The sequence below is a fragment of the Enterobacter sp. PTB genome, assembly GCF_051130085.1.
GTDB lineage: Bacteria > Pseudomonadota > Gammaproteobacteria > Enterobacterales > Enterobacteriaceae > Enterobacter > Enterobacter ludwigii.
In genome coordinates this window covers 1-20,775 of the sequence record NZ_JBDKEE010000041.1, presented here as the reverse complement: position 1 = coordinate 20,775, position 20,775 = coordinate 1, and the positions used below count along the sequence as shown (strand labels likewise).

26 protein-coding genes and 1 tRNA gene are annotated in these 20,775 nt (G+C 51.2%); 16 read left to right on the top strand and 11 right to left on the bottom strand.

All coding sequences use genetic code 11. The features are described 5' to 3' along the window. Positions 1 to 37: 37 nt before the first annotated feature. From AAIR21_RS25850 to AAIR21_RS25840, 3 genes are all read right to left on the bottom strand, one after another. Positions 38 to 322 carry a hypothetical protein gene (locus AAIR21_RS25850; RefSeq protein ID WP_422713172.1) on the bottom strand — a complete coding sequence of 95 codons (285 nt, stop codon included), beginning with the start codon at positions 320 to 322 and terminating at the stop codon, positions 38 to 40. 327 nt (positions 323 to 649) lie between these two features. Next, on the bottom strand, positions 650 to 1,234 hold the full coding sequence (locus tag AAIR21_RS25845; RefSeq protein ID WP_422713171.1) for an inovirus Gp2 family protein: 585 nt from the start codon (positions 1,232 to 1,234) through the stop codon (positions 650 to 652). A 500-nt stretch (positions 1,235 to 1,734) separates the two neighbouring features. Continuing rightward, positions 1,735 to 3,171 carry a YfjI family protein gene (locus AAIR21_RS25840; protein ID WP_422713170.1) on the bottom strand — a complete coding sequence of 479 codons (1,437 nt, stop codon included), beginning with the start codon at positions 3,169 to 3,171 and terminating at the stop codon, positions 1,735 to 1,737. A 330-nt stretch (positions 3,172 to 3,501) separates the two neighbouring features. On the opposite strand from AAIR21_RS25840, the gene AAIR21_RS25835 reads away from it, so the two are divergent. The 11 genes from AAIR21_RS25835 to AAIR21_RS25785 all read left to right on the top strand — a co-directional run bounded on the left by AAIR21_RS25835 (position 3,502) and on the right by AAIR21_RS25785 (position 8,781). Beyond that, the gene (locus AAIR21_RS25835; protein WP_422713169.1) at positions 3,502 to 4,389 is read left to right on the top strand and encodes a GTPase family protein; all 888 of its coding nucleotides are present in this window, start codon (positions 3,502 to 3,504) and stop codon (positions 4,387 to 4,389) included. A gap of 198 nt (positions 4,390 to 4,587) precedes the next feature. Beyond that, positions 4,588 to 4,992, top strand: coding sequence for a hypothetical protein (locus AAIR21_RS25830; protein ID WP_422713168.1), 405 nt, complete (start codon positions 4,588 to 4,590; stop codon positions 4,990 to 4,992). 63 nt (positions 4,993 to 5,055) lie between these two features. Further along, positions 5,056 to 5,520, top strand: a complete 465-nt coding sequence (locus AAIR21_RS25825) for a hypothetical protein (RefSeq protein ID WP_422713167.1) — start codon at positions 5,056 to 5,058, stop codon at positions 5,518 to 5,520. Positions 5,521 to 5,594: 74 nt separating this feature from the next. After that, a complete protein-coding gene (locus AAIR21_RS25820) occupies positions 5,595 to 5,828 on the top strand; it encodes a DUF905 domain-containing protein (protein ID WP_422713166.1) in 234 nt (77 codons plus the stop codon). A gap of 208 nt (positions 5,829 to 6,036) precedes the next feature. Beyond that, positions 6,037 to 6,513, top strand: coding sequence for an antirestriction protein (locus AAIR21_RS25815; protein ID WP_422713165.1), 477 nt, complete (start codon positions 6,037 to 6,039; stop codon positions 6,511 to 6,513). A gap of 11 nt (positions 6,514 to 6,524) precedes the next feature. Next, a complete protein-coding gene (radC, locus tag AAIR21_RS25810; protein WP_422713164.1) occupies positions 6,525 to 7,004 on the top strand; it encodes a RadC family protein in 480 nt (159 codons plus the stop codon). Positions 7,005 to 7,015: 11 nt separating this feature from the next. Then, positions 7,016 to 7,237, top strand: a complete 222-nt coding sequence (locus AAIR21_RS25805) for a DUF987 domain-containing protein (RefSeq protein ID WP_422713163.1) — start codon at positions 7,016 to 7,018, stop codon at positions 7,235 to 7,237. Positions 7,238 to 7,259: 22 nt separating this feature from the next. Further along, complete coding sequence (locus AAIR21_RS25800) at positions 7,260 to 7,619, top strand: type IV toxin-antitoxin system YeeU family antitoxin (protein ID WP_422713162.1); 360 nt, start codon at positions 7,260 to 7,262, stop codon at positions 7,617 to 7,619. A gap of 51 nt (positions 7,620 to 7,670) precedes the next feature. Next, complete coding sequence (locus AAIR21_RS25795) at positions 7,671 to 8,060, top strand: TA system toxin CbtA family protein (RefSeq protein WP_422713161.1); 390 nt, start codon at positions 7,671 to 7,673, stop codon at positions 8,058 to 8,060. Further along, the gene (locus AAIR21_RS25790; RefSeq protein WP_422713160.1) at positions 8,057 to 8,548 is read left to right on the top strand and encodes a DUF5983 family protein; all 492 of its coding nucleotides are present in this window, start codon (positions 8,057 to 8,059) and stop codon (positions 8,546 to 8,548) included. The genes AAIR21_RS25795 and AAIR21_RS25790 overlap by 4 nt, the downstream gene beginning before the upstream one ends. 29 nt (positions 8,549 to 8,577) lie before the next feature. After that, the gene (locus AAIR21_RS25785) at positions 8,578 to 8,781 is read left to right on the top strand and encodes a hypothetical protein (protein WP_422713159.1); all 204 of its coding nucleotides are present in this window, start codon (positions 8,578 to 8,580) and stop codon (positions 8,779 to 8,781) included. 129 nt (positions 8,782 to 8,910) lie between these two features. Here AAIR21_RS25785 and AAIR21_RS25780 read toward each other — a convergent pair whose 3' ends face one another. Next, positions 8,911 to 9,867: a glycosyltransferase gene (locus AAIR21_RS25780; RefSeq protein WP_422713158.1), complete on the bottom strand. Its 957-nt coding sequence runs from the start codon at positions 9,865 to 9,867 to the stop codon at positions 8,911 to 8,913. Between the two features lie 462 nt (positions 9,868 to 10,329). On the opposite strand from AAIR21_RS25780, the gene AAIR21_RS25775 reads away from it, so the two are divergent. Continuing rightward, a complete protein-coding gene (locus tag AAIR21_RS25775) occupies positions 10,330 to 11,163 on the top strand; it encodes a DUF4942 domain-containing protein (RefSeq protein ID WP_422713157.1) in 834 nt (277 codons plus the stop codon). Positions 11,164 to 11,295: 132 nt separating this feature from the next. Here AAIR21_RS25775 and AAIR21_RS25770 read toward each other — a convergent pair. Beyond that, positions 11,296 to 11,372 (bottom strand) — tRNA-Asp (locus AAIR21_RS25770). A 132-nt stretch (positions 11,373 to 11,504) separates the two neighbouring features. Next, positions 11,505 to 12,236: a DNA polymerase III subunit epsilon gene (dnaQ, locus tag AAIR21_RS25765; RefSeq protein ID WP_025205124.1), complete on the bottom strand. Its 732-nt coding sequence runs from the start codon at positions 12,234 to 12,236 to the stop codon at positions 11,505 to 11,507. 64 nt (positions 12,237 to 12,300) lie between these two features. Here dnaQ and rnhA point away from each other — a divergent pair, with 64 nt between their 5' ends. Continuing rightward, positions 12,301 to 12,768: a ribonuclease HI gene (rnhA, locus tag AAIR21_RS25760; protein ID WP_014168741.1), complete on the top strand. Its 468-nt coding sequence runs from the start codon at positions 12,301 to 12,303 to the stop codon at positions 12,766 to 12,768. Here the strand turns inward: rnhA and AAIR21_RS25755 are convergent, their stop codons facing one another. Further along, entirely contained in the window at positions 12,769 to 13,485 is a 717-nt protein-coding gene (locus AAIR21_RS25755; RefSeq protein ID WP_020882800.1) for a class I SAM-dependent methyltransferase, read from the bottom strand. 32 nt (positions 13,486 to 13,517) lie between these two features. On the opposite strand from AAIR21_RS25755, the gene gloB reads away from it, so the two are divergent. Together gloB and mltD are read left to right on the top strand one after the other, a co-directional pair. Continuing rightward, entirely contained in the window at positions 13,518 to 14,276 is a 759-nt protein-coding gene (gloB, locus tag AAIR21_RS25750) for a hydroxyacylglutathione hydrolase (protein WP_047744233.1), read from the top strand. A gap of 68 nt (positions 14,277 to 14,344) precedes the next feature. After that, complete coding sequence (mltD, locus tag AAIR21_RS25745; RefSeq protein WP_014168738.1) at positions 14,345 to 15,709, top strand: murein transglycosylase D; 1,365 nt, start codon at positions 14,345 to 14,347, stop codon at positions 15,707 to 15,709. Between the two features lie 52 nt (positions 15,710 to 15,761). Here the strand turns inward: mltD and AAIR21_RS25740 are convergent, their stop codons facing one another. The 3 genes from AAIR21_RS25740 to AAIR21_RS25730 all read right to left on the bottom strand — a co-directional run bounded on the left by AAIR21_RS25740 (position 15,762) and on the right by AAIR21_RS25730 (position 18,722). After that, positions 15,762 to 16,535: a class I SAM-dependent methyltransferase gene (locus AAIR21_RS25740; RefSeq protein WP_032681620.1), complete on the bottom strand. Its 774-nt coding sequence runs from the start codon at positions 16,533 to 16,535 to the stop codon at positions 15,762 to 15,764. A gap of 74 nt (positions 16,536 to 16,609) precedes the next feature. After that, complete coding sequence (locus tag AAIR21_RS25735) at positions 16,610 to 17,410, bottom strand: endonuclease/exonuclease/phosphatase family protein (protein ID WP_025205128.1); 801 nt, start codon at positions 17,408 to 17,410, stop codon at positions 16,610 to 16,612. A gap of 136 nt (positions 17,411 to 17,546) precedes the next feature. Then, positions 17,547 to 18,722, bottom strand: coding sequence for an MFS transporter (locus tag AAIR21_RS25730; protein WP_183516634.1), 1,176 nt, complete (start codon positions 18,720 to 18,722; stop codon positions 17,547 to 17,549). Positions 18,723 to 18,826: 104 nt separating this feature from the next. Between AAIR21_RS25730 and yafC the strand changes: the two genes are divergently transcribed. Then, complete coding sequence (yafC, locus tag AAIR21_RS25725) at positions 18,827 to 19,732, top strand: DNA-binding transcriptional regulator YafC (protein ID WP_183516635.1); 906 nt, start codon at positions 18,827 to 18,829, stop codon at positions 19,730 to 19,732. 30 nt (positions 19,733 to 19,762) lie between these two features. On the opposite strand, the gene dkgB is transcribed toward yafC, so the two are convergent. Beyond that, positions 19,763 to 20,566, bottom strand: coding sequence for a 2,5-didehydrogluconate reductase DkgB (gene dkgB / locus AAIR21_RS25720; protein ID WP_183516636.1), 804 nt, complete (start codon positions 20,564 to 20,566; stop codon positions 19,763 to 19,765). Positions 20,567 to 20,775: the final 209 nt, after the last annotated feature.

Here is a 20,775-nt window from a genome sequence, read left to right as displayed (position 1 = left end):
GAAATCATGATCGGCTACGGTGCGAACTGGCGATCGATCACCGTGCGAATATGCAACTGGCAGACTCCCATATCCAGCGTAGCAGCGTTGGCGGTGAATTTCGGCGTTCCTGCTGCCGTTCCCACGAATATTCGCCAGTCCGCTGCCAGACTTCGGTGTGAAAGCGCAGAATCAATGACTGGTAATCGGCAGGGATTGCGCGGTACGGTAATCCCAGCGTAAAGCAGAACGCCGCCAGCCGTGGGTAATGATCAACCGCCTGTTGTAGAAAAGCGCGTATGTGAGCCGCATCCGCGATGTTCGTCGGTGAAGAGTGCTTCATATAAATATCCCGATATTTTAAAAAAATGGTACAGCGTGTCGAATAACTCAATGGTTCCATGCGCACTGCAAAGAACCATTGAATATTGCGGATACCAGACGCAGCTGCTAATTCAGATAGTTGAGGGAGTTAAGTCAATGAGCAATACGTTAATGTGGCTGGAATGCATCAATGATATTAAGGGGCAGGGAAATAGTCCTGATATCCGTAACCATTACCCACACGTCAACGTTGAAGCCATTATTACCCCCAGTACGATACTCAACAAGGGAATAATCATAACTATTCTGCCAACCATTCCCTCCGTAGCAATACCTGATGGTAATACTACACACGACTCATCCCGATAGAACGATAGCCATCGTCATAACACTTGGTATGATTTTTAGCCAGATATTCCATACGCTTCAGCAATTCGTTAATCCGTTGCATATAATCAGGGGATTTTCTGTTTAAATAAAAACACCCGTTCTCAGTCATATTCGCTAAAGCTGAGTATTGAGCTGACTCCAGACCTAACGCACTGCACCATGCCTGCTGGATTAATGCGTATAAACTGTCATCGGCATTGAACCGCCCGGCACCATGGTAGAAGTCTTTATTCAGTAACAGTAATACATGGTAATGCTTACGACGGTTACGCTCACCGACTTCACGTACCCATACATACCGTAATCGATTATTCCGGTTACGTCCCCAGCGTCGGTTCTTGCGTTGGCAATCGACCAGTAACTTAGCCTTCAGTGATTCAATAAAACGCGTAACCTCTCTGTTCGAATCACCATACTGATAACGGCGTGGAAAACGTAAATCAACACGTAACGTTACTGTACGTGGAAACTCATCTACTGCATTACGAATAACATCGTAAAATGCTTGCTGGTAGTCAGCATTCAAGGAATTACGTGACATATATAAACCTGAATAAATATTTCACTCAATCGGTAAGATTGAGGTAAGTACGAATAAGTAACCATACGATTAACAATTATGATAATGTAGCATGCAGATATGCACCTGAACATTATCGGGTATTAAACATTAACCGTATGGTGTTACATAATCAATATGTATTACATTATAATTAACGGATAGTTCGGGTATAGTGTATCAGTACGTTAATAATAATTGCTCGAGAAAGAGAGTGTATGTATTACTAATAAACACTCAGCAGTAACAGGTATAGATTACTAACAGACATCACTAAATATTTGTAGTGTGTGTTACTAATAAACATATTATTACTATACCGACAATAAATCCATCACTAAAAATATAACAATAAGTGCCTCCGCCTGAGTAAATCCCACGCAAATGGTAAGAATGATTATAATTTCACTCTGATATTAGTTTTCCCACTATTTCACTCATTTTCCCCTGTGATAACCTGCTACAGTCGCAGCTGTAGCAGCTCAGTAGAATGAAAAAACGGGGTTTTTGGTATAGGCATTATCATCAAAATCGCGGCCTTTGAACACCATCCTGGCCCCGTATCGACCATAATCAATATCTATCACCTTTGCTTTTTCAAGGTTACTCATGACGGTTTCCAGTAACGTTCCTTTTCGCAGGATATTAGGGCCAAAACGCCTGATGCTGTTAAACCTCAGAGAACGTTTTCCTGTGGAGTTCATTTTACGATGCAGCCATGACAATAATAATGCCTCATAATACCCCTCCTCATATGCAAAAAGGTTCATAGCCTGTTGCATATACCACTCGCATAATATCCAGGCACTTTCAACGTATTCTTTTTTAATCGTAGTGGAGCCGTCTATAAAATAGGCGAACAGAGCGGATAATCGCGCAACATTGTTAGGCAGTTTGGAAGCGAAGTCATTCATGCTTCCGTACTCTTTATCAGGGCAAATTAAGCTTTCAATATGGTTATAAATGCTGTCCCACTCGTGCTGGGCTGCAGGTTCAAAAACAGACTGCTTTTTTATCTTCGAATCTTCATTTGCCTGAGACTCTTCCAGCAAATCGACTATACGCTGATGAAAAACATCCAGAGAATATGAATCATGGTAATGAGGGCGAATAAATCGCTCCCCTTGCGTAGAAAGGCTTTCATCGATATGAACTACCAGGCAACGAGCAAAAAATCCACTGCCTCGTGCTTTCTCTCCCTGCCTTTTTATATAGGAATCAAAAACCTTTTTTTGTACCATTACAGATAGCGTGATATTCCCTTCCTCTATTGTGAAACTTTTCGTCATTTTTCGTTCCACGTGGAAACTGACACCATCCCACAGTGAATTAATAAAACTCAGATCTTTCATGACCTGTCTGTCCAGGACATTAGCGCCCTCATCTGCAATCAAACCCACATTTGACGAGTGGTTATACATCGCTAACTGTAAAGCCTCAGGGGTAACGTTATTGTAAATCATTCGACTGATTTTAGGTTGCGCAGGCATATCATTGTTTAATTCATGTAGCCGTTGTTCCAGTACTTTAGTACATTGCCCTTTTACGGCTGCCTTTCTTATCTGACTTAAAATACCCTTTTGTTTTTCATGCCAAACAATCTGATTAACATCATGTTCTTTTTCTTTTAATCTGGCCTGACGCAGGTTGTCCGCATCATGTTGATAAAATGGTTTAAGCATTTTTCTGTCTACTGATGTTTTCCGCTCGCCTGAGTTTGCAATGACCAGCAGAAACAGTGATACAGGTGAAGTCACACTCTCATTTACCCTGACATCAATCAGGCTCTGACAGGCCAGTGACATCGCGCTTATTGCTGATGATACAATAAGTGGAATAGGTGCCTGTGTAAACTTATTAACATCTTTAATAGCCTCGCGTAAGAATGAAGGAATAGCGCTTAATGGGAACTCATTCATAAATCACCTGTTTATTATTTAGCTTGCGGGTGAATTATAAGTAGCAAACCATGTAGCAAGTCAACATGCCAGGCGAATATTTAGTACAATTCAACAGCATTGGACTAAATTAGTTAAGTAGTAACTTCCGAAAAATTTTATTTATCGGTACTTTATTTATCAGAAAAGAAAAAAGACGGATAATACCGGTCTGGCGATACCCTGCCAGTTAATGACACTCAACTATTATTTAAATAAATCTCAGATATATATCACCTCAGTGAATTCCCTCCCGTTTTACATCAACAGGCCATCCTCTCCCGGATGGCCTTTTATCGTTCAGAGGCCAGCATGAAACATCCTTCGGGCTACGCCCTTATTCGCCGCCACCTGCGGCGTTATCCACACGCGTTGCGCCAGCATCTTATCCGGGAGCTTAACCGACTCGTTACGTATGAACCCGTGATTGGCATTATGGGGAAAACCGGCGTCGGGAAGAGCAGTTTGTGTAATGCTCTGTTCCGTAGTGAAGTCTGCGCCGTCAATGCCGTGGAAGCCTGCACCCGCCAGCCACAGCGTGTACGGCTGCGCTTTGGCAGCCATTATCTGACGCTAATCGATTTGCCCGGCGTGGGCGAGAGCGTGACCCGCGACGGCGAATATCGCGAACTGTACCGGGACCTCATGCCACAGCTCGATATGGTGCTGTGGGTGCTCAAGGCCGATGACCGTGCTTATGCGGTGGAAGAACAGTTTTACCAGGACGTGTTTGCACAGTTCAGCGGCCCGCTGCTGCCGGTGCTGTGGGTACTCAACCAGGTGGACAAAACTGAGCCCGCCGAACAGTGGCGCTGGCTGTCCGCTCAGCCCTCGGCATTACAGGCGGAGCGTATTGCGCAGAAACAGCAGGCCGTGGCCCGTCAGCTACAGATAGCAGAAATGGATATTCTGCCGGTATCCGTCCGGGGGCGTTACCGCCTGTCCCGCCTGGTGGAGTCGATGATTATCCGGCTCCCAAAGCAGGCCCGCAGCCCGCTGGTGCCGCATCTGCAGACCGGGTATCGCACCGAAGCCGTCATCAGCACCGCCAGCAGCAGCTTTGGCGATGCCGTGGTGGACGTCATCGATAAGGTCATTGACCTCGTCCCGCTGCCGCAGGTGGCCCGTTCGGCGCTGCATGCGGTCACCCACACCGTTGCCCGCGCGGCACGCTCCCTGTGGGGATTTTTCTTCGGTTAGATAAACATCGTCATCGCTGTCGATAAGTGTTTTTGCTTAATGACGATCAATTCAGTCGATCGAACCGATCGATATTCATCGCTGTACCTGATGACGCACGCGGCGACATAATCCACGGGGAACCGTGTCATTACGTTATTTCTTCATTAAAAATCAATGCGATGACTCGCAGAAATTGTCACGTCTTAAGGAGCTTCTGTGACTAAATATTATACCACCGCTGCTGCCATGACGCTGCTGGCCGCCCTGTCCTCAGCGGCCAGTGCGTCTGAAAATGACATCATTAAGGTTGATATCCGGAAGACCATGCAGGGTATCAATGTCGCCGTTACGGCTAAAACTGACACCGTCGTGATTAAGAATATTGATGTCAACCGGGGTAAATGCCCGCTGCTGACAAAGGGAACCATCACATACCAGGGCAAACGGCTTGAGGGCTGGGTGGCGCAGGGGGCGAGCTTCACCCCCACAACGATGCATTTTGCTGACGGTCTGACCTGGCATTTCGGCCACACATACCTTCAGCCACCGCCGGGCGTGGTCTGTAGCTTCCTTGAAGCCAGGGTATTCACAGACCTCGGCACCTTCACGGTGACCGAATAAACCGCTTTTAGCATCACCTCCAGTCTCCCCAAACTTCTCACTGTTTATTAAAGGATAATTATCATGTCATCCAAATCGATACTCCCTCTCACCCTCGCGCTTTGCTTCTCCGGTCAGGCGCTGGCGTTCGGTAACCACGAGACCTGGACCCGTGGCTTCGCACAGGGTACGGCGGAATACACCATTCTCGGCAAAGGGCAGTCCCAGCTGTACCTCGCCTGCGACAGCGCCGGCTCACAGGCCGCCACCATCATCTTCACCGACGCAAACGGCCATCAGGTCAGCATGGACAGCGGCCAGACCCTGACCATGAAAATCGATAACGGCGAGGCGGCCGATATCAGCGAAAGTGACTCTCACGTCGGGGAGAGCAACCTGATGTGGGCGTGGAACCAGTTGCGTACCGGTAAGCGTGTGCTCGTCTCAGGCTCAGGCGCAAAACCGGCGATCTTCACGCTGAACGGTACGGCTGGGGTGATACCGGCGTTCGGCGATAACGGCTGCGTGGCAAAGTTTGATATCCAGTAATACCTGCAACCCTTCAACAACAGCCCCCCTGCTCATTTGAGCAGGGGGGCTGTTGTTTTTATCAGGAACTCACTATGCAAAATACTGACGATAAGCCATTACCACCCGGTTCGTTCACCCGCAGGCAGGCTGAAGCCGTAATGGCGCTTTACCACAATATCGCCATTGAAGACGACCAGGAGAGCCATTTTCGGCTGGTCATTCGCGACAGCGAGGGGCAATTGATCTGGCGGGCATGGAATTTTGAAGCCAGTGCAGGGGAGTGGCTTAATCACTATCTGCTCAGCCACGGTGTCAGAAAATTGTAAAAAAAGAGCCGGTAAGGAGGTCACCGGCGGCTATATGACACATCAGTTTTCCCCGATCTCAGGCCGGGTAAACCGCAATATAAATCATCACCCACTATCACGCGACACAAATCAGCAATAGCGCACGAAATGAATAACCGCGTCCAGGCTCGCCGCCTGTGGCGCTTTTTTATGCCGTTAAATTACTCCAGTGAGGAATAATACATAAATGAACGACAACACTCTGCCATTGTTCACACCTGAAGCAACCGCTCCTGTTGCGGCTCAGCCGCAGATTGCCGCTACACAGGTCACCGATGCGAACCGCATCAGCTTCTGGCCGCAGAATTTCGGCAGCATACCGCAGTGGATAATTCTTGAACCCACGGTCTTCGCGTGGATGGACCGCTTCTGCACGGACTACATCGGGGGCATCTGGCAGTTTTACACCCTGAGCAACGGCGGCGCGTTTATGGCCCCGGAAGCGAATGCGGATACCGGTGAAAAATGGTCGTTGTTCAACAGCATGAACGGTAATGGTGGTGAACTCAGCGCTGAGGCCGCCGGAATAGCCGTCTGTCTGATGACGTACAGCCACCACGCCATGCGCACCGAATGCGACGCCATGACGGAACACTATTATCGCCTGCGGGACTACGCGCTCAGTCACGCGGAATGTAACGCTATTATGCATATCATTGACTGAGGCCAGACACTATGGAACAACAGCTACCGTTGTTTGCCACCGGACTTCCGCCGTCCGCACAGCAGACCATCCGGGAAGCCCTGACCCTGCTGGCGCGCCAGCTACGTGAACCCGGCGCGTCATTTACGTCCAGCCATGCCGTCCGCGACTGGCTGCGCCTGCAGCTTGCCTCACTGGAGCGCGAAGAGTTTACCGCGCTCTTTCTCGATAACCAGCATCGCCTCATTGCTCACGAAACGCTCTTCACCGGCACCATCAACCATACGCAAGTCCATCCCCGCGAGGTCGTCAAGTCCGGTCTGAAACACAATGCCGCCGCTGTCATTGTCGCTCATTGTCACCCATCAGGGCTTGCCGAACCCAGCAATGCTGATCGTCAGGTCACTACGCGTATTCAGCAGGCGCTGGACCTGGTGGATATCCGGTTGCTTGATCACCTCGTGGTGGGCGGGATGGATATTGTTTCTTTTTCCGAACGAGGCTGGATCTGAGGAACAACAGGATGAAAATCATCAGCAAACGTCAGGCAATGGCGCTATACCGCCAGCATCCGCAGTCCCGGCTGTTTCGCTTCTGCACGGGTAAATACAAATGGTCCGGCAGCATCTGCCACTACGCCGGGCGCGAGGTTCAGGATATCAGCGGCGTGCTCGCGGTCTTCGCAGAACGCCGTCAGGACCGCAATGGCCCGTATGTCATCCTGCGCAGCGTCACCCTGAATTAATTCAACTTAAAGGAGAGCTACATTGTCGAATAAAACACGACCAGACATCCACGATATCGCTGAGCCCTGGTGGGGACTGAAGCGCAGTGTCACACCCTGTTTTGGTGCACGTCTGGTGCAGGAGGGCAACCGGCTGCACTACCTTGCCGACCGGGCCAGTATCGCCGGAACATTCAGCGACGCGGATTTACGCCATATCGATCAGGCGTTTCCTTTGCTGCTCAAACAGCTGGAGCTGATGTTCACCAGTGGTGAACTTAATCCCCGCCATCAGCACTGCGTCACACTGTATGCGAAAGGGCTTGTATGCGAGGCAGATACCCTCGGCAGTTGTGGTTATCTCTATCTCGCGATTTACCCCACACCAGCAACAGCCGCGTAAAGCTTCTTGCTCTTTATCCTCGTTTTAATCCATCAACTAAGAGATCCAACAATGAGAATTTATCCTGTTTCCGCAAAACGGGCCGCTGAGATTGAGCGGTTATCGCATGTGCCACCGATTGCCGTGTGGCAGCGCCTCCTGACATATCTGCTGGACCGTCACTATGGCCTGATACTCAACGACACTCCCTTTGGCAACGATGGCGTGATTCAGGAGCATATCGACGCCGGTATCTCACTGTGCGACGCGGTGAATTTTATCGTGGAGAAATACGACCTGGTACGCACCGATCGCCGTGGTTTCAGCGCAGAAGCACAGTCTCCGCTTCTCACCAGTATCGATATTCTCCGCGCCCGCAAAGCCACCGGGCTGATGACCCGCAATGACTACAAAACGGTGACCGACATCACCACCGGTAAATACTGCGAGGTGCAGTCATGAAGCTGTCCCTCACCGTGGAAGCCGATACCATCAATGTACTGGCCCCCAACATGGGCCGGATCACTGTTGATATTGACGGTATTGAACTGACCGATTTGATTAATGTGGTCTGTGATAATGGTTATTCGCTTCGTATTGCTGATACTCCCGGAAAGCGGGTTGTGGAAGATCCGCTTCCGCCCGCCGCCCACCTTACCGGTATCCAGTGCAGTACCGCGCATATCACCCGCGAGGATAACGATCTGCTGCACCAGTTATCACGACAGGTACTGGACTTTGATGACTCTGAATGGGTCGGCTACACGGGATCGGGCTATCTCATTCGCCTGGATGCGTGGGCTTTTCCGATACTGCAACTGAAACGGCGAGGACTGTCGAAAGCGGGTCGCCGGTTGATTGTCACCCTTATGCGCCGCTACCACCTGGGGATCATTCACCTCGATGCCTTTGGCGAAGTGTTGCCAGGTTTTGAGACCTTCGACTGGTAACCCGGCATCAATCACCAAAAGGAGAATACATGCCAGAATTAACCACTGAATCCGCTCTCACTATTCTGACTGACTGGCTTCAGGACAACATTGATTGTGGTACTGAGATTATATTCGACAACGACGGAGACAATACGGATTCGGCTGCGCTGCTGCCCCATATCACCCGGGCATTACAGGACGTTCGCGATCTCCACCACCTTCAGCTTCTGCAACGGGCCAGAACCGATTAGCCACCGGACCCGGCTCATCACGCACGGATAACCGGTCGGCTCACCTCCCTGATGATACCTGCCCCGTAGTCACCATCTGTCACGCACGGGACAGCAAAGCCGCAGGTTCCACGGGTTTGCCAGCGCCTTTTAAATAATGGAGGAACGATACATTTTACGAACCAGCTTAAGGAGAAAAACAACATCACTCAGGCTGCTTATACCGGGCAGTAGCTGGCAAAAGGCTATCCGTGTGCGAAAGCTGGTGCGCAGCACATCCCGGTTGCTGACCTTACGCCGGTATAATCCGAGAAAATGGCGGCACTCCACCAGAGCATGTCTGACCAGCGCGCGTCGTGTAGCACGTTGTTGCGGTTGTTCGCTCAGGGCGAGAATGTCGGCAATCACGTCAATATAGCTGGCCGCGCGGATATCGTAATAATCCGGGCGGTGGGTAATTGAGGCGGGGTTGCTGATATAGGTGTAGTCCTGGCGGTCGGCGAAATAAAACCGACCGTTTCCGGCAGCGAGGTGGATGGTCCAGAGAATATCCTTGTGGCTTTTGCCTTCCTGAAATCGCAGACCATGCTCCCGGATATACACCGAACGGGTGAACTGCAGCCACAGGTAATGCGGCCATTCGCGCTGACTCACACAATGGCGTATCCACTGCTGACCGGTGAGCGTCTGACCGTATGGCTGTTTGTGGTGTACAGGGGAGCGCTGGTGACCTGCTGCGTCAGCCCGCCAGCCACTGAACACGGCGACATCGGCCTTTGCTTCATTAACCGTTCGTAGCCGTTCCTGCAAAAATCTGTCAGCTATCCGGTCATCAGCGTCCAGGAATACCACCCACTCGCCGCCGTGAACCGCCAGCGCGGCGTTACGTGCGGCATATACCCCTTGATTTTCCTGATGAATAAGCATCAGCCGCTCATCGGTGATGGCGCTGAGTATGGTCCACGTTTCGTCGGTGGAGCCGTCATCCACGACAATCACCTCCATGCGGAGCGTCTGCTCGCTCAGGAGTTTGTGCACCAGGTGGCCGATGGTAGCCTGCGCATTAAAGGCCGGGATAATGACGCTGACATCAATTTCAGGCTTCATACCGGGCTACGCTTTCCCCTGGTGGTCATCTTTCTGACGCCTGACGGGGATAATGTGTTTTTCCCTGATTTCCTGCCCGGTATCAAATAAGCACTCGTCGCAGAATTCTTTATCGAGCCCGAAAATCCGGTCCAGAACACACCTTTTCTTATTACAGCGTGCGCATCTTTTCATCACATTATCCGTTACGTTATTTCGCTGCCCTGTTCGCAGGACAAAAGACGCCCGCCCCTCGTTAAGACAGGAAATGGATTTATAAACAATCAGTTAAATTCATTTTCGGGATTCTGGCACAGGGACTGTACGGACGGATAATTCATTTTGCAGATCAATTTTCGAAAATCGATCGGCTACATCGATCGATGGTTGCGCCCCACCGTTTTACATCCCCCCGTAGTCCTGATGGACACACAACACCCGGCCCGCATTCGTTGCGGGTCTTTTTATTTATGGAGATTTAACATGCAGACTGAAGCCGAAGTGTTAACCGGCCACACCGACGTGATTTGCTCTACCAGCATCGAACGCATAGTCAACGGACGTAATGCCGCGCTGGCGCAGATTGAAGTGCTCATGCAACAACTTGACGATATTTCGACGCTAACCCGCAGTATCGGCGGAAAAACCGCGCTGGACTGGGCTATGAAGCAGGATTTCCGTTGCGGTTGCTGGCTGATGGAGAAACCTGAAGCGGCAATGAAGGCCATTACCCGTAATCTTGATCGCAGTATATGGCGGGATTTGATGAAGCGCTCAGGTATGCTATCGATCATGGACGCTCAGGCCCGTGAGCAGTGGTACAACAGTCTGGACAAGGACGATATTCCAGCCGTCAGTGAAGAGAATATCCTGAGCACGTTCGAGCAGTTACATCTGAATAAAGGCGAGGTGTTTGAGCGCGGAGTGATAAATGTGTTCAAAGGGCTGAGCTGGGATTTTAAGACGAACTCTCCGTGCAAGTTTGGTACGAAAATCATCGTGGCGGGGCTGGTCAAATGTGACCGATGGGGATTTGGGCTTAACTGGGGCTGGCAGCGTGACCGGTTAGCAGACCTTGAGCGTATGCTGATGCTTCTGGATGGTAAGCCTGTCCCCGACAACCGCGCTGACGTTACCCGTCGCCTGGGAGACCATATCCATGATGACAGACACAGCACCCGCTATGAGGATGAAATGTTTACGATTAAATATTTCCAGAAGGGTACGGCGCATATCAGCTTCAAACGACCCGAGCTGGTCGATAAGCTGAACGACATCATTGCCCGACACTATCCGGGGGCACTGGCAGCGAGATGAAAGGGAAGTGAGTTGTCCGATACCTTCGCAAGTGAGCCAGCACAAGCCAGACGGCAATGGCATACTGGATGGCATACTGAAAAATACAGACATGAAAAAGGCCATGCTAATCAATAGCATGGCCTAAAATAGTGGCGGAACGGACGGGACTCGAACCCGCGACCCCCTGCGTGACAGGCAGGTATTCTAACCGACTGAACTACCGCTCCACTGTTCCCGCTGGGGGAACGAGGCGCATATTACGGTTTGCCTCCGGACTCGTCAACGCTTTTTCTCACGTTTTGAATCGTTTGCTGCAAAATTCACCCAAACGATGATTTTACAGGCATTCCGGCCCTTTTTCAGGCCCGCCACATACAGCTTCCGCCTTTCTTCTGCACTAAATCAAGACGGGATTCATGGTTAAGTAACTCGTCATCACTGGCTAAAACCACCCGCAAACGACTGGCCTGGCGAACAACACGTTGAATCCCCGCTTCCCCCTGCGTCTGCTGCGATTCATTTTCCATGCTGAACTTCATGGACGTCTGACCACCGGTCATCGCCAGGTAGACATCCGCCAGGATCTGGGCATCGAGCAATGCGCCGTGCAACGTTCGCTTGGTGTTATCTATTTCATAGCGAGAACAGAGCGCATCCAGGCTGTTACGCTTGCCAGGAAACATTTTCCTTGCCAGCGCCAGGCTATCGGTCACCTTACAGAACGTGTTCGTTTTCGGAATATCACGATGGAGCTTACTGAACTCATAGTCCATAAAGCCGATATCGAACGACGCGTTGTGAATGATAAGCTCGGCGCCTTTGATATATTCCAGAAATTCGTCTGCCACTTCCGCGAAGGTCGGTTTATCCAGCAAGAACTCATCGGCGATACCGTGCACGCCGAACGCTTCTGGGTCCACCAGTCGGTCGGGTTTGAGGTAGACATGGAAGTTGTTCCCCGTAAGACGACGGTTTACCACTTCAACGGCACCGATCTCGATGATCTTGTGCCCTTCGTAGTGCGCGCCGATCTGGTTCATACCGGTGGTTTCGGTATCGAGGACAATCTGGCGAGTAATTGCAGTGCTCATAGCGGTCATTTATGTCAGACTTATCGTTTAACTGAACGTTTCAAATACAGGAAGTCTACCAGAGATGCGTAAACAGGTAGAAATTTTCACCGATGGATCTTGCCTCGGCAACCCAGGGCCTGGCGGTTATGGCGCGATTATGCGCTATCGCGAGCATGAAAAAACTTTTAGCGAAGGCTATTTTCTGACCACCAACAACCGCATGGAGTTGATGGCCGCCATTGTGGCGCTGGAAGCGCTAAAAGAACACTGCGATGTGGTGTTGAGCACTGACAGTCAGTACGTACGCCAGGGGATCACCCAGTGGATCCACAACTGGAAAAAACGCGGCTGGAAAACGGCAGATAAAAAGCCGGTCAAAAACGTCGATCTCTGGAAACGTCTTGATGCTGCGCTGGGCCAGCACGAGATTAAATGGGAATGGGTTAAAGGTCACGCAGGCCACCCCGAAAACGAACGTTGTGACGAACTGGCACGGGCAGCGGCATCAAACCCCGCCCATGAAGACACAGGCTATCAGCCCGAATCCTGATCAGGGTTTTCTGTACTGCCGCGTGGCGCCCACGGTCTGGCGAATGGGCGATTTTGATTTACTCTGCTTCATCGGATTAAGCGTAAGGGGGATGGTTCGCTTACGCGCGACAATAAACTGCATGCAGCCTAATGCCGGCAGATGGGTGCTCAGAACAACGCCCCCCTGCCGCGCCCAGGGAAGTACCTGAAAACCGCCCGAGCAGAGCACCTCAAAGTTCAGCAGTGAAAGCCAGTCAAGCTGGCGCATCATCGTGAACATCCTGCTGTTATACGGCGGTGTCCGGCGAAGCACCGGAACCAGCTTGCGCAGCCCCATCAGACTCAGCGGATTGAACCCGCTGAGTATCAGCCAGCCATCATCAATCAGGACGCGGTCGGCCTCGCGCAGCAGGCGATGAGGATCGCTGCACCAGGGCAATGTGTGTGCCAGCAGGCAGGCATCAACGGACTTTTCCGCAAACGGCAGATGCAAAGGATCCGCTTTCACCTGAACCGGTGATGCGCCAAGAGAGACATTAACCTGATGTGAGATAGCGCAGCTTTCGGTATTGATTTCCGCGCTGAGATTGCCAATCTTAAGCAAGTGAAAACCATACATTTTCGCGAGCCAGGGTTTAAGCTGCTGTTCCAGGTTCTCGCGATAGTATTCACCCCAGGGCAATTCGGCCCAACGTTCAGGTGCCGGGACAATCTGAGGTATCCTTGCCGGTTTCATCAACACACCCACCACGCTATAAGAGGTAATTTATGAATCTTATCAGTATTCCCGCCTTTCAGGACAATTACATCTGGGTTTTAGTCGATGACGAGCGTCGGTGCGTCATTGTCGATCCTGGAGAATCGGCTCCTGTATCAGACGCGATAAAAGAGAACGGCTGGCAACCAGAGGCCATCCTTCTGACCCATCATCATAACGATCACACCGGCGGCGTTGCTGACCTTCGTGCCCAATTCCCGCATCTGGTGGTTTACGGACCGGCAGAGACACAAGATAAGGGAACAACGCAGGTAGTCGAAGAAGGTGAAAATATCCTCATACGCGAGTGGGAGTTTTCTGTATTTGCTACACCAGGTCACACTTTGGGACATCTTTGTTTCTACAGCAAACCTTATCTTTTTTGCGGCGACACGCTGTTCTCCGGCGGCTGTGGAAGACTTTTTGAGGGCACCCCAGCCCAGATGTACCAGTCATTACAGAAGATTAGCGCATTACCTGACGATACCCTTATTTGTTGCGCACATGAGTATACATTAGGAAATATGAAGTTTGCGGCGAGCATCTTGCCAGAGGATCGGGCGATTCAAGATTATTATCACAAAGTGAAGGAGTTACGTGCAAAAAACCAAAAAACACTCCCCGTAATTCTGAAAAATGAGCGTAAAACTAATTTATTTTTACGAACAGATGATATTGATTTAATTGATGAAATTAACAAAGAAACAAATTTGTCACAACCAGAACAACGATTTGCATGGTTAAGGTCAAAGAAAGATAACTTCAGATAATTGCGGGTTGCCTTTTCAAAATTTCGCCGTTATCATCGCTCGTCTTTTAAGCAACTATTGACACACACATGAAGGCAAAAGCGATATTACTCGCCTCTGTCCTGCTTGTAGGTTGCCAGTCGCAGAACGGCAGCAACGTACAACAGCACGCACAGAGCCTTTCTGCAGCTGGTCAAGGGGAAGCAGGGAAGTTTACAAGTTCAGCGCGATGGATGGACGATGGGACGTCTTTCGCACAGGATGAAGACTTGTGGACCTCTATTGGCGACGAGCTAAAGATGGGAATTCCGGAAAACAACCGGATTCGCGAACAGAAGCAAAAGTATTTAAGAAATAAGAGCTATCTCCACGATGTAACTTTACGGGCAGAGCCGTATATGTACTGGATAGCCGGGCAAGTTAAGAAACGTAACATGCCGATGGAGCTGGTACTCCTACCCATAGTGGAGAGCGCTTTTGACCCACACGCGACGTCTGGCGCCAATGCCGCAGGCATTTGGCAGATCATTCCGAGCACCGGGCGAAACTATGGTTTGAAACAGACCCGCAACTATGATGCGCGTCGTGATGTTGTCGCTTCAACGACAGCCGCTCTCGACATGATGGAACGTCTTAATAAGATGTTCGACGGCGACTGGCTGTTAACGGTCGCAGCGTATAACAGTGGCGAAGGTCGTGTACTGAAGGCAATGAAAGCGAATAAAGCACGGGGTAAATCCACCGATTTTTGGTCGCTCTCACTGCCACAGGAAACGAAGATTTACGTACCGAAAATGCTGGCATTGAGCGATATTCTCAAGAACAGCAAGCGTTACGGTGTACAACTGCCAACACCAGACGAAAGTCGTGCACTGGCGCGCGTTCGCCTCAGCAATCCGGTTGATATTCAACAGGTTGCTGATATGACGGGTATGTCGGTAAGTAAACTGAAAACCTTTAATGCAGGCGTTAAAGGCTCAACGCTGGGGGCCAGTGGTCCGCAGTATGTAATGGTTCCGCAGAAACATGCTGAGCAGTTACGTGAGTCTTTAGCATCGGGTGAAATTGCCGCTGTTCAGTCAACACTGATCGCGGATGCATCATCCGTGAACAGCCGCAGCTATAAGGTTCGGTCAGGTGATACGCTTTCGGGCATTGCCTCACGTCTTGGCGTGACGGCAAACGATCTGCAGCAGTGGAATAATCTGCGCAGCTCAGGCCTGAAAGTGGGTCAGACTCTGACGGTGGGTGCAGGTAACAGTGCACAGCGTCTCGCCAGCAACAGCGATAGCATTACCTATCGTGTGCGTAAAGGTGATTCACTGTCCAGTATCGCAAAACGACACGGCGTAAATATCAAGGATGTGATGCGCTGGAACAATGATACTGACAATCTGAAACCAGGCGACCAGCTAACGTTGTTTGTGAAAAACAGCGCCACGCCAGACTCCTGATGACACGACCTAACGATAAAAAGGCACCGATTCCCCTCGGTGCCTTTTTTCTTTACGCTGCTTTTTGCGCTTCAGCCATGATGGTATCGCTGGTAAATGATCCATCATCCTGCAATTCAAAGTACGCCTTCACTTCCGCTGACGCACTATCCTGATACAACCGAATGGCCTGGCTTAACGCTTCCGGCGTGCGCATACGGGCAATCCACGAGCTGAACTCCAGCGGCAAGCGGTCCGTTATCAATGCACGTGTGATCAGCCCCGCTTCAGTAATCAGCGCTAACCACTCCCCGCTGGAGTAGTTTTGCACATGCGAGGTGTCGCGCAGCGCTTCAACCGTTTGCAGCCAGATATTACGCACCGGATGTCCCGGCGACATCACATCCATAATGATAAAGACCCCGCCCGGCTTCAGAACGCGTTTAACTTCACGTAAAGCCTGGCCGACATCATGCCAGTGATGGGCAGAATAACGGCTGATAACAACTTCAAATGAGGCATCTTCAAAGGGTAAGGATTCGGCATAGCCCTGACGCGTTGCGATGTTGTTCAGCCCTTTGTCTTGTGCGGCCTCTGCAACCACCTCCAGCATCTGACTGGATAAATCATAGGCCGTGACCTGCGCCACCTGCTGTGCTGCCGTGAAGCTGGCATGCCCGGCGCCACAGCCTAAGTCCAGAACGTGCGCGTGCGGCACTGCCGCCAGGCGTTCACCGAGACGGACCAGATCACGGCCAGACGCGTGCACGGCACTGCTCAGATAAGCATTTGCCTGGGAGCCAAACTGTTTTTCTACGTTGTCATGATGGGAGTGTGTTGTTGTCATCGTACTGTCCTTTTGTTGTTTAAAATAAAGGGCAGCACCCGAATGGCCTGCCCCACGGCAGACCTGACATACCATTATTTATCAGGTTTGCCGGGACTGAATTCAACGAGTAGAGGATTGTGATCGGAGGCACGCGTCACCAGAACAGAGGCGTCGTGAACGTTCAGACCACGATAGAAGACAAAATCGAGAGGACGACCAAACGCTTTCTTGCGCTGGTCATCGCTAAAACGAACTTCACGCAGCGACATTTCGCGTGCAAAGCGATACAGCGCATTCATGCGCGGACGGCTCCAGGCATTAAAATCCCCGGCCATAATGATGGGCCCGCTGTGATGGGCGATCTGGTCACCGATCGGAAGTAACTGCTTACTATACACATCCACGCCCAGGCTGAAGTTGACCGCGTGGATATTCACAACCATCAGCATGCGCGTGTCCGGCAGCGGGTAGACCGTTACCAGCGCCGATTTCGCCAGACGCAGAATCGGCTCGCGTTCGCGCAGCGGGCAGCAATAGACCGGATGAGCCGAAGAGAGGGTCATCACGCCAGAAGGATGTTGCGGCAAGACAAACGCGGGAACCTGGTCAGCAGCAAGGTAGTGAGTCGTAGCAAACCTTACCAGCTCGGGGGTGGTTTGCGCCTCCTGCAACAGCACCAGATGGGCGTCTTTCCCAAAATTCTTGAGTACCGATAACCACTCAGCGCGCTGTTGTTTAAAGATGTTCCACACCAGCACCCGGATTTTTTCATCGCTGCTTAAGGGTGTCCCGGCAGGTAATGCCTGACTTATGCTCGCAAACGACCCCGGAGGCAAGATCCTCTCCGCGGGCATTCCGGCAACATAACGCATGGCATAGGTATTTTTTCGCACTTTTGGAAACGGCCTCTGTAACATGAACCAGCCCGGAAAACGGACTGGTTCTAATGTTATAGGGACTTTAGGTTACACTTTCAACGCAATTTCAGATAAACCGCTTTCCAGTTTTGTAAGTAAGCACTTACTGATGTTATCCCAGCACTACACGAGCGGGTTTATCAAGGCGCCCACTCAGGCTAATCAGCAGGAAAGCGACCAGAACAATCACCGCACCAATCCATGGCGTTTGGGTTAATCCGAAATGTTCAACGGTTTGCCCACCAATGATGGAACCCAGCGCAATCCCAATATTGAACGCGGCAATATTCAGGCCCGATGCGACATCTACCGCGTTGGGTGTATAAAGTTCGGCTTTTTGTACCACGTAAACCTGCAGGCCTGGCACGTTACCAAAGGCGAAGATCCCCATCACCAGTACCGTTATCAGCGCGGCGTATTGCATCGATGCCGTGAACTGGAAAATCATCAGCAGAACAACCAGTGCTACGAAGATAAACTTCAGGGCCGGCACTGCACCATGTTTGTCCGCAAGCTTCCCTCCCCAGATATTACCGATGGCGACGGAGATACCATACCCCAGCAAAATCCAGCTCACTGCACTGGGTGAGAAGCCTGCCAGGTCCTGCATCATCGGAGCCAGGAAGGTGAAAGCCGTGAATACCCCCCCATAGCCGAGCGCTGTGACGGCGTAGATGATCAGCAAACGCGGATGCGTGAGTACCTTGAGCTGATCGCTCAGGCTGGCACTCGCACGTCCTGCAATCGTCGACGGTACCAGCAGCAGGCTGGCAACCAGGGCAATCACCCCCAGTAAAGAGACGACAAGGAAGGTTTCGCGCCAGCCAAAGTGCTGTCCGATAAACGTTCCTAACGGTACACCGGTGACAAGGGCTACAGTCAGACCACCGAACATAATCGCGATGGCGGATGCTGCTTTCTCTTTTGGTACCAGGCTGGTTGCAATAGTTGAACCAATGGAGAAGAACACACCGTGAGCGAGACCGGTCAGCAGCCGGGCAATCACCAGCGTGGTGTAGTCCGGCGCCTGCCAGGCCAGAATATTGCCAGCGGTGAATAACACCATCAGCGCAACCAACAGCTGCTTACGCGGGAAACGTCCCGTCAACGCGGTCAGGACGGGGGCGCCGATGGCAACCCCAAGCGCATAGATAGAAACCAACAGGCCGGCAGAGGGCAGCGAGATTGAAAGCTGGTTAGCTATTGTAGGCACCAGTCCTACGATAACAAATTCGGTCGTGCCAATTGCAAAGGCACTGATCGTCAGGGCAAGTAGCGCCAGTGGCATAAATAACTCCATATCATCAGGATTAAGATGACAGGCAGTATGCGCCAGTGCTTAAATAACAAAAATGGTCAAAATATCAATAGAATTTTGCAGGTGGTGCAACAATGAAAGCAACGTCGGAAGAGCTGACAATTTTTGTCGCCGTCGTCGAAAGCGGCAGTTTTAGCCGTGCGGCCGAGCAGCTGGGGCAGGCTAATTCAGCCATCAGCCGCTCGGTGAAAAAACTGGAGATGAAGCTCGGCGTCAGTCTTCTCAACCGAACGACGCGTCAGCTGAGCCTGACGGAGGAAGGCGAGCGTTACTTCCGCCGTGTGCAGTCCGTCCTGCAGGAGATGGCGGCGGCAGAAACAGAGATTATGGAAACCCGTAGTACGCCACGCGGATTGCTGCGCATTGATGCGGCAACACCGGTTGTTCTTCATTTTCTGATGCCGCTGATCAAGCCTTTCCGCGAACGCTATCCGGAGATGACGCTCTCGTTAGTTTCCTCAGAGACGTTTATCAATCTCATCGAGCGGAAAGTGGATGTGGCGATCCGGGCCGGCACCCTGACCGACTCGAGCTTGCGGGCCCGCCCTCTTTTTGCCAGCTACCGCAAGATAGTCGCGTCACCGCAATACATCGCAGAGCATGGCAAACCAGAGACGGTTGAAGAACTGAAGCAGCACCTGTGCCTGGGCTTCACGGAGCCCGTATCGCTGAACACCTGGCCTGTGGCCTGTCATGATGGTCAACTGCATGAAATCACCAGTGGGTTATCGTCCAACAGTGGAGAAACGCTGAAGCAGCTTTGCCTCGAAGGGAATGGGCTCGCCTGTTTGTCGGACTATATGATTGATAAAGAAATTGCACGCGGTGAGCTTGTAGAGCTGATGGCAGATAAACGTCTGCCTGTGGAGATGCCTTTTAGTGCAGTTTATTACAGTGACAGAGCGGTAAGTACGCGCATACGCGCCTTTATCGATTTCCTGAGCGAACATATAAAAACAGCTCCCGGGGGAGCTGTGTGAGGGTTTAGGCTACAGAGGAAAGGGTCAATATTAATCCCAGTCAGGTGCCAGACCTTCAGGGCTGACCAGACGATCGTTGCATTCCAGGGCAGCGATCGCTTTTTTGTCTTCGTCGTCCAGCTGGAGATCCCTCGCTAACAGGTTGCTGGCCAGGTTTTCACGTCGGGTTGAAGAGGGGATCACGGCGTAACCTTCACCCATCGCCCATGCCAGAATCACCTGTGCAGCCGTTGCGCTATGTTTTTCTGCGATACGATTAATCACGTCATCTTTCAGTGCCTTACCGTAGGCCAGGGTCATATATGAGGTGATGTGGATGCCGTGCTGTTTTGCCCAGTCCACGACTTTGCGGTTTTGCAGGTAGGGAGAGAGTTCAATCTGATTGGTTGCAATGTTTTCTGACCCCACGGCGGCAATGGCTTTTTCCATCAGCGGGATGGTGAAATTAGAAATACCTATTTCACGCGTTAAGCCCTGCTCTTTCGCTTCACGCAATGCCTGCATGAACTCCTCGACTGACACGGCATCGTTCGGTGATGGCCAGTGGATCAACGTCAGATCCACATAGTCGGTACGCAGTTTTTCCAGGCTCTCTTTCAGGCTGGGGATCAATTTGTCTTTGCTGAGGTTTTCAATCCAGATTTTGGTGGTGATGAAAAGCTCGCTGCGCGCTACGCCGCTCTCTTCGATCGCCTGACCAACGGCAGCTTCGTTATCGTAAATCTGCGCCGTATCAATTGCGCGATAGCCAAGTTCAAGTGCAGTTTTAACGGATGCGATAACAACGTCGTCTTTCAGGCGGAAAGTGCCCAGACCCAGTGCAGGGATAGTCATGTAATCCTCGTTATTCATAATGATTGTTAACTGAGGAGGATTATCGCTGCTGCCGTTATGCAGAAAAAGAGCGTTTAACGCAGAGGATTTTTGCTGATTTGGCAATAATGATACGACAGATATGAAAAAATCCCTGAGCGTTAACTCAGGGCTTTTAATAAGTGGCGGAACGGACGGGACTCGAACCCGCGACCCCCTGCGTGACAGGC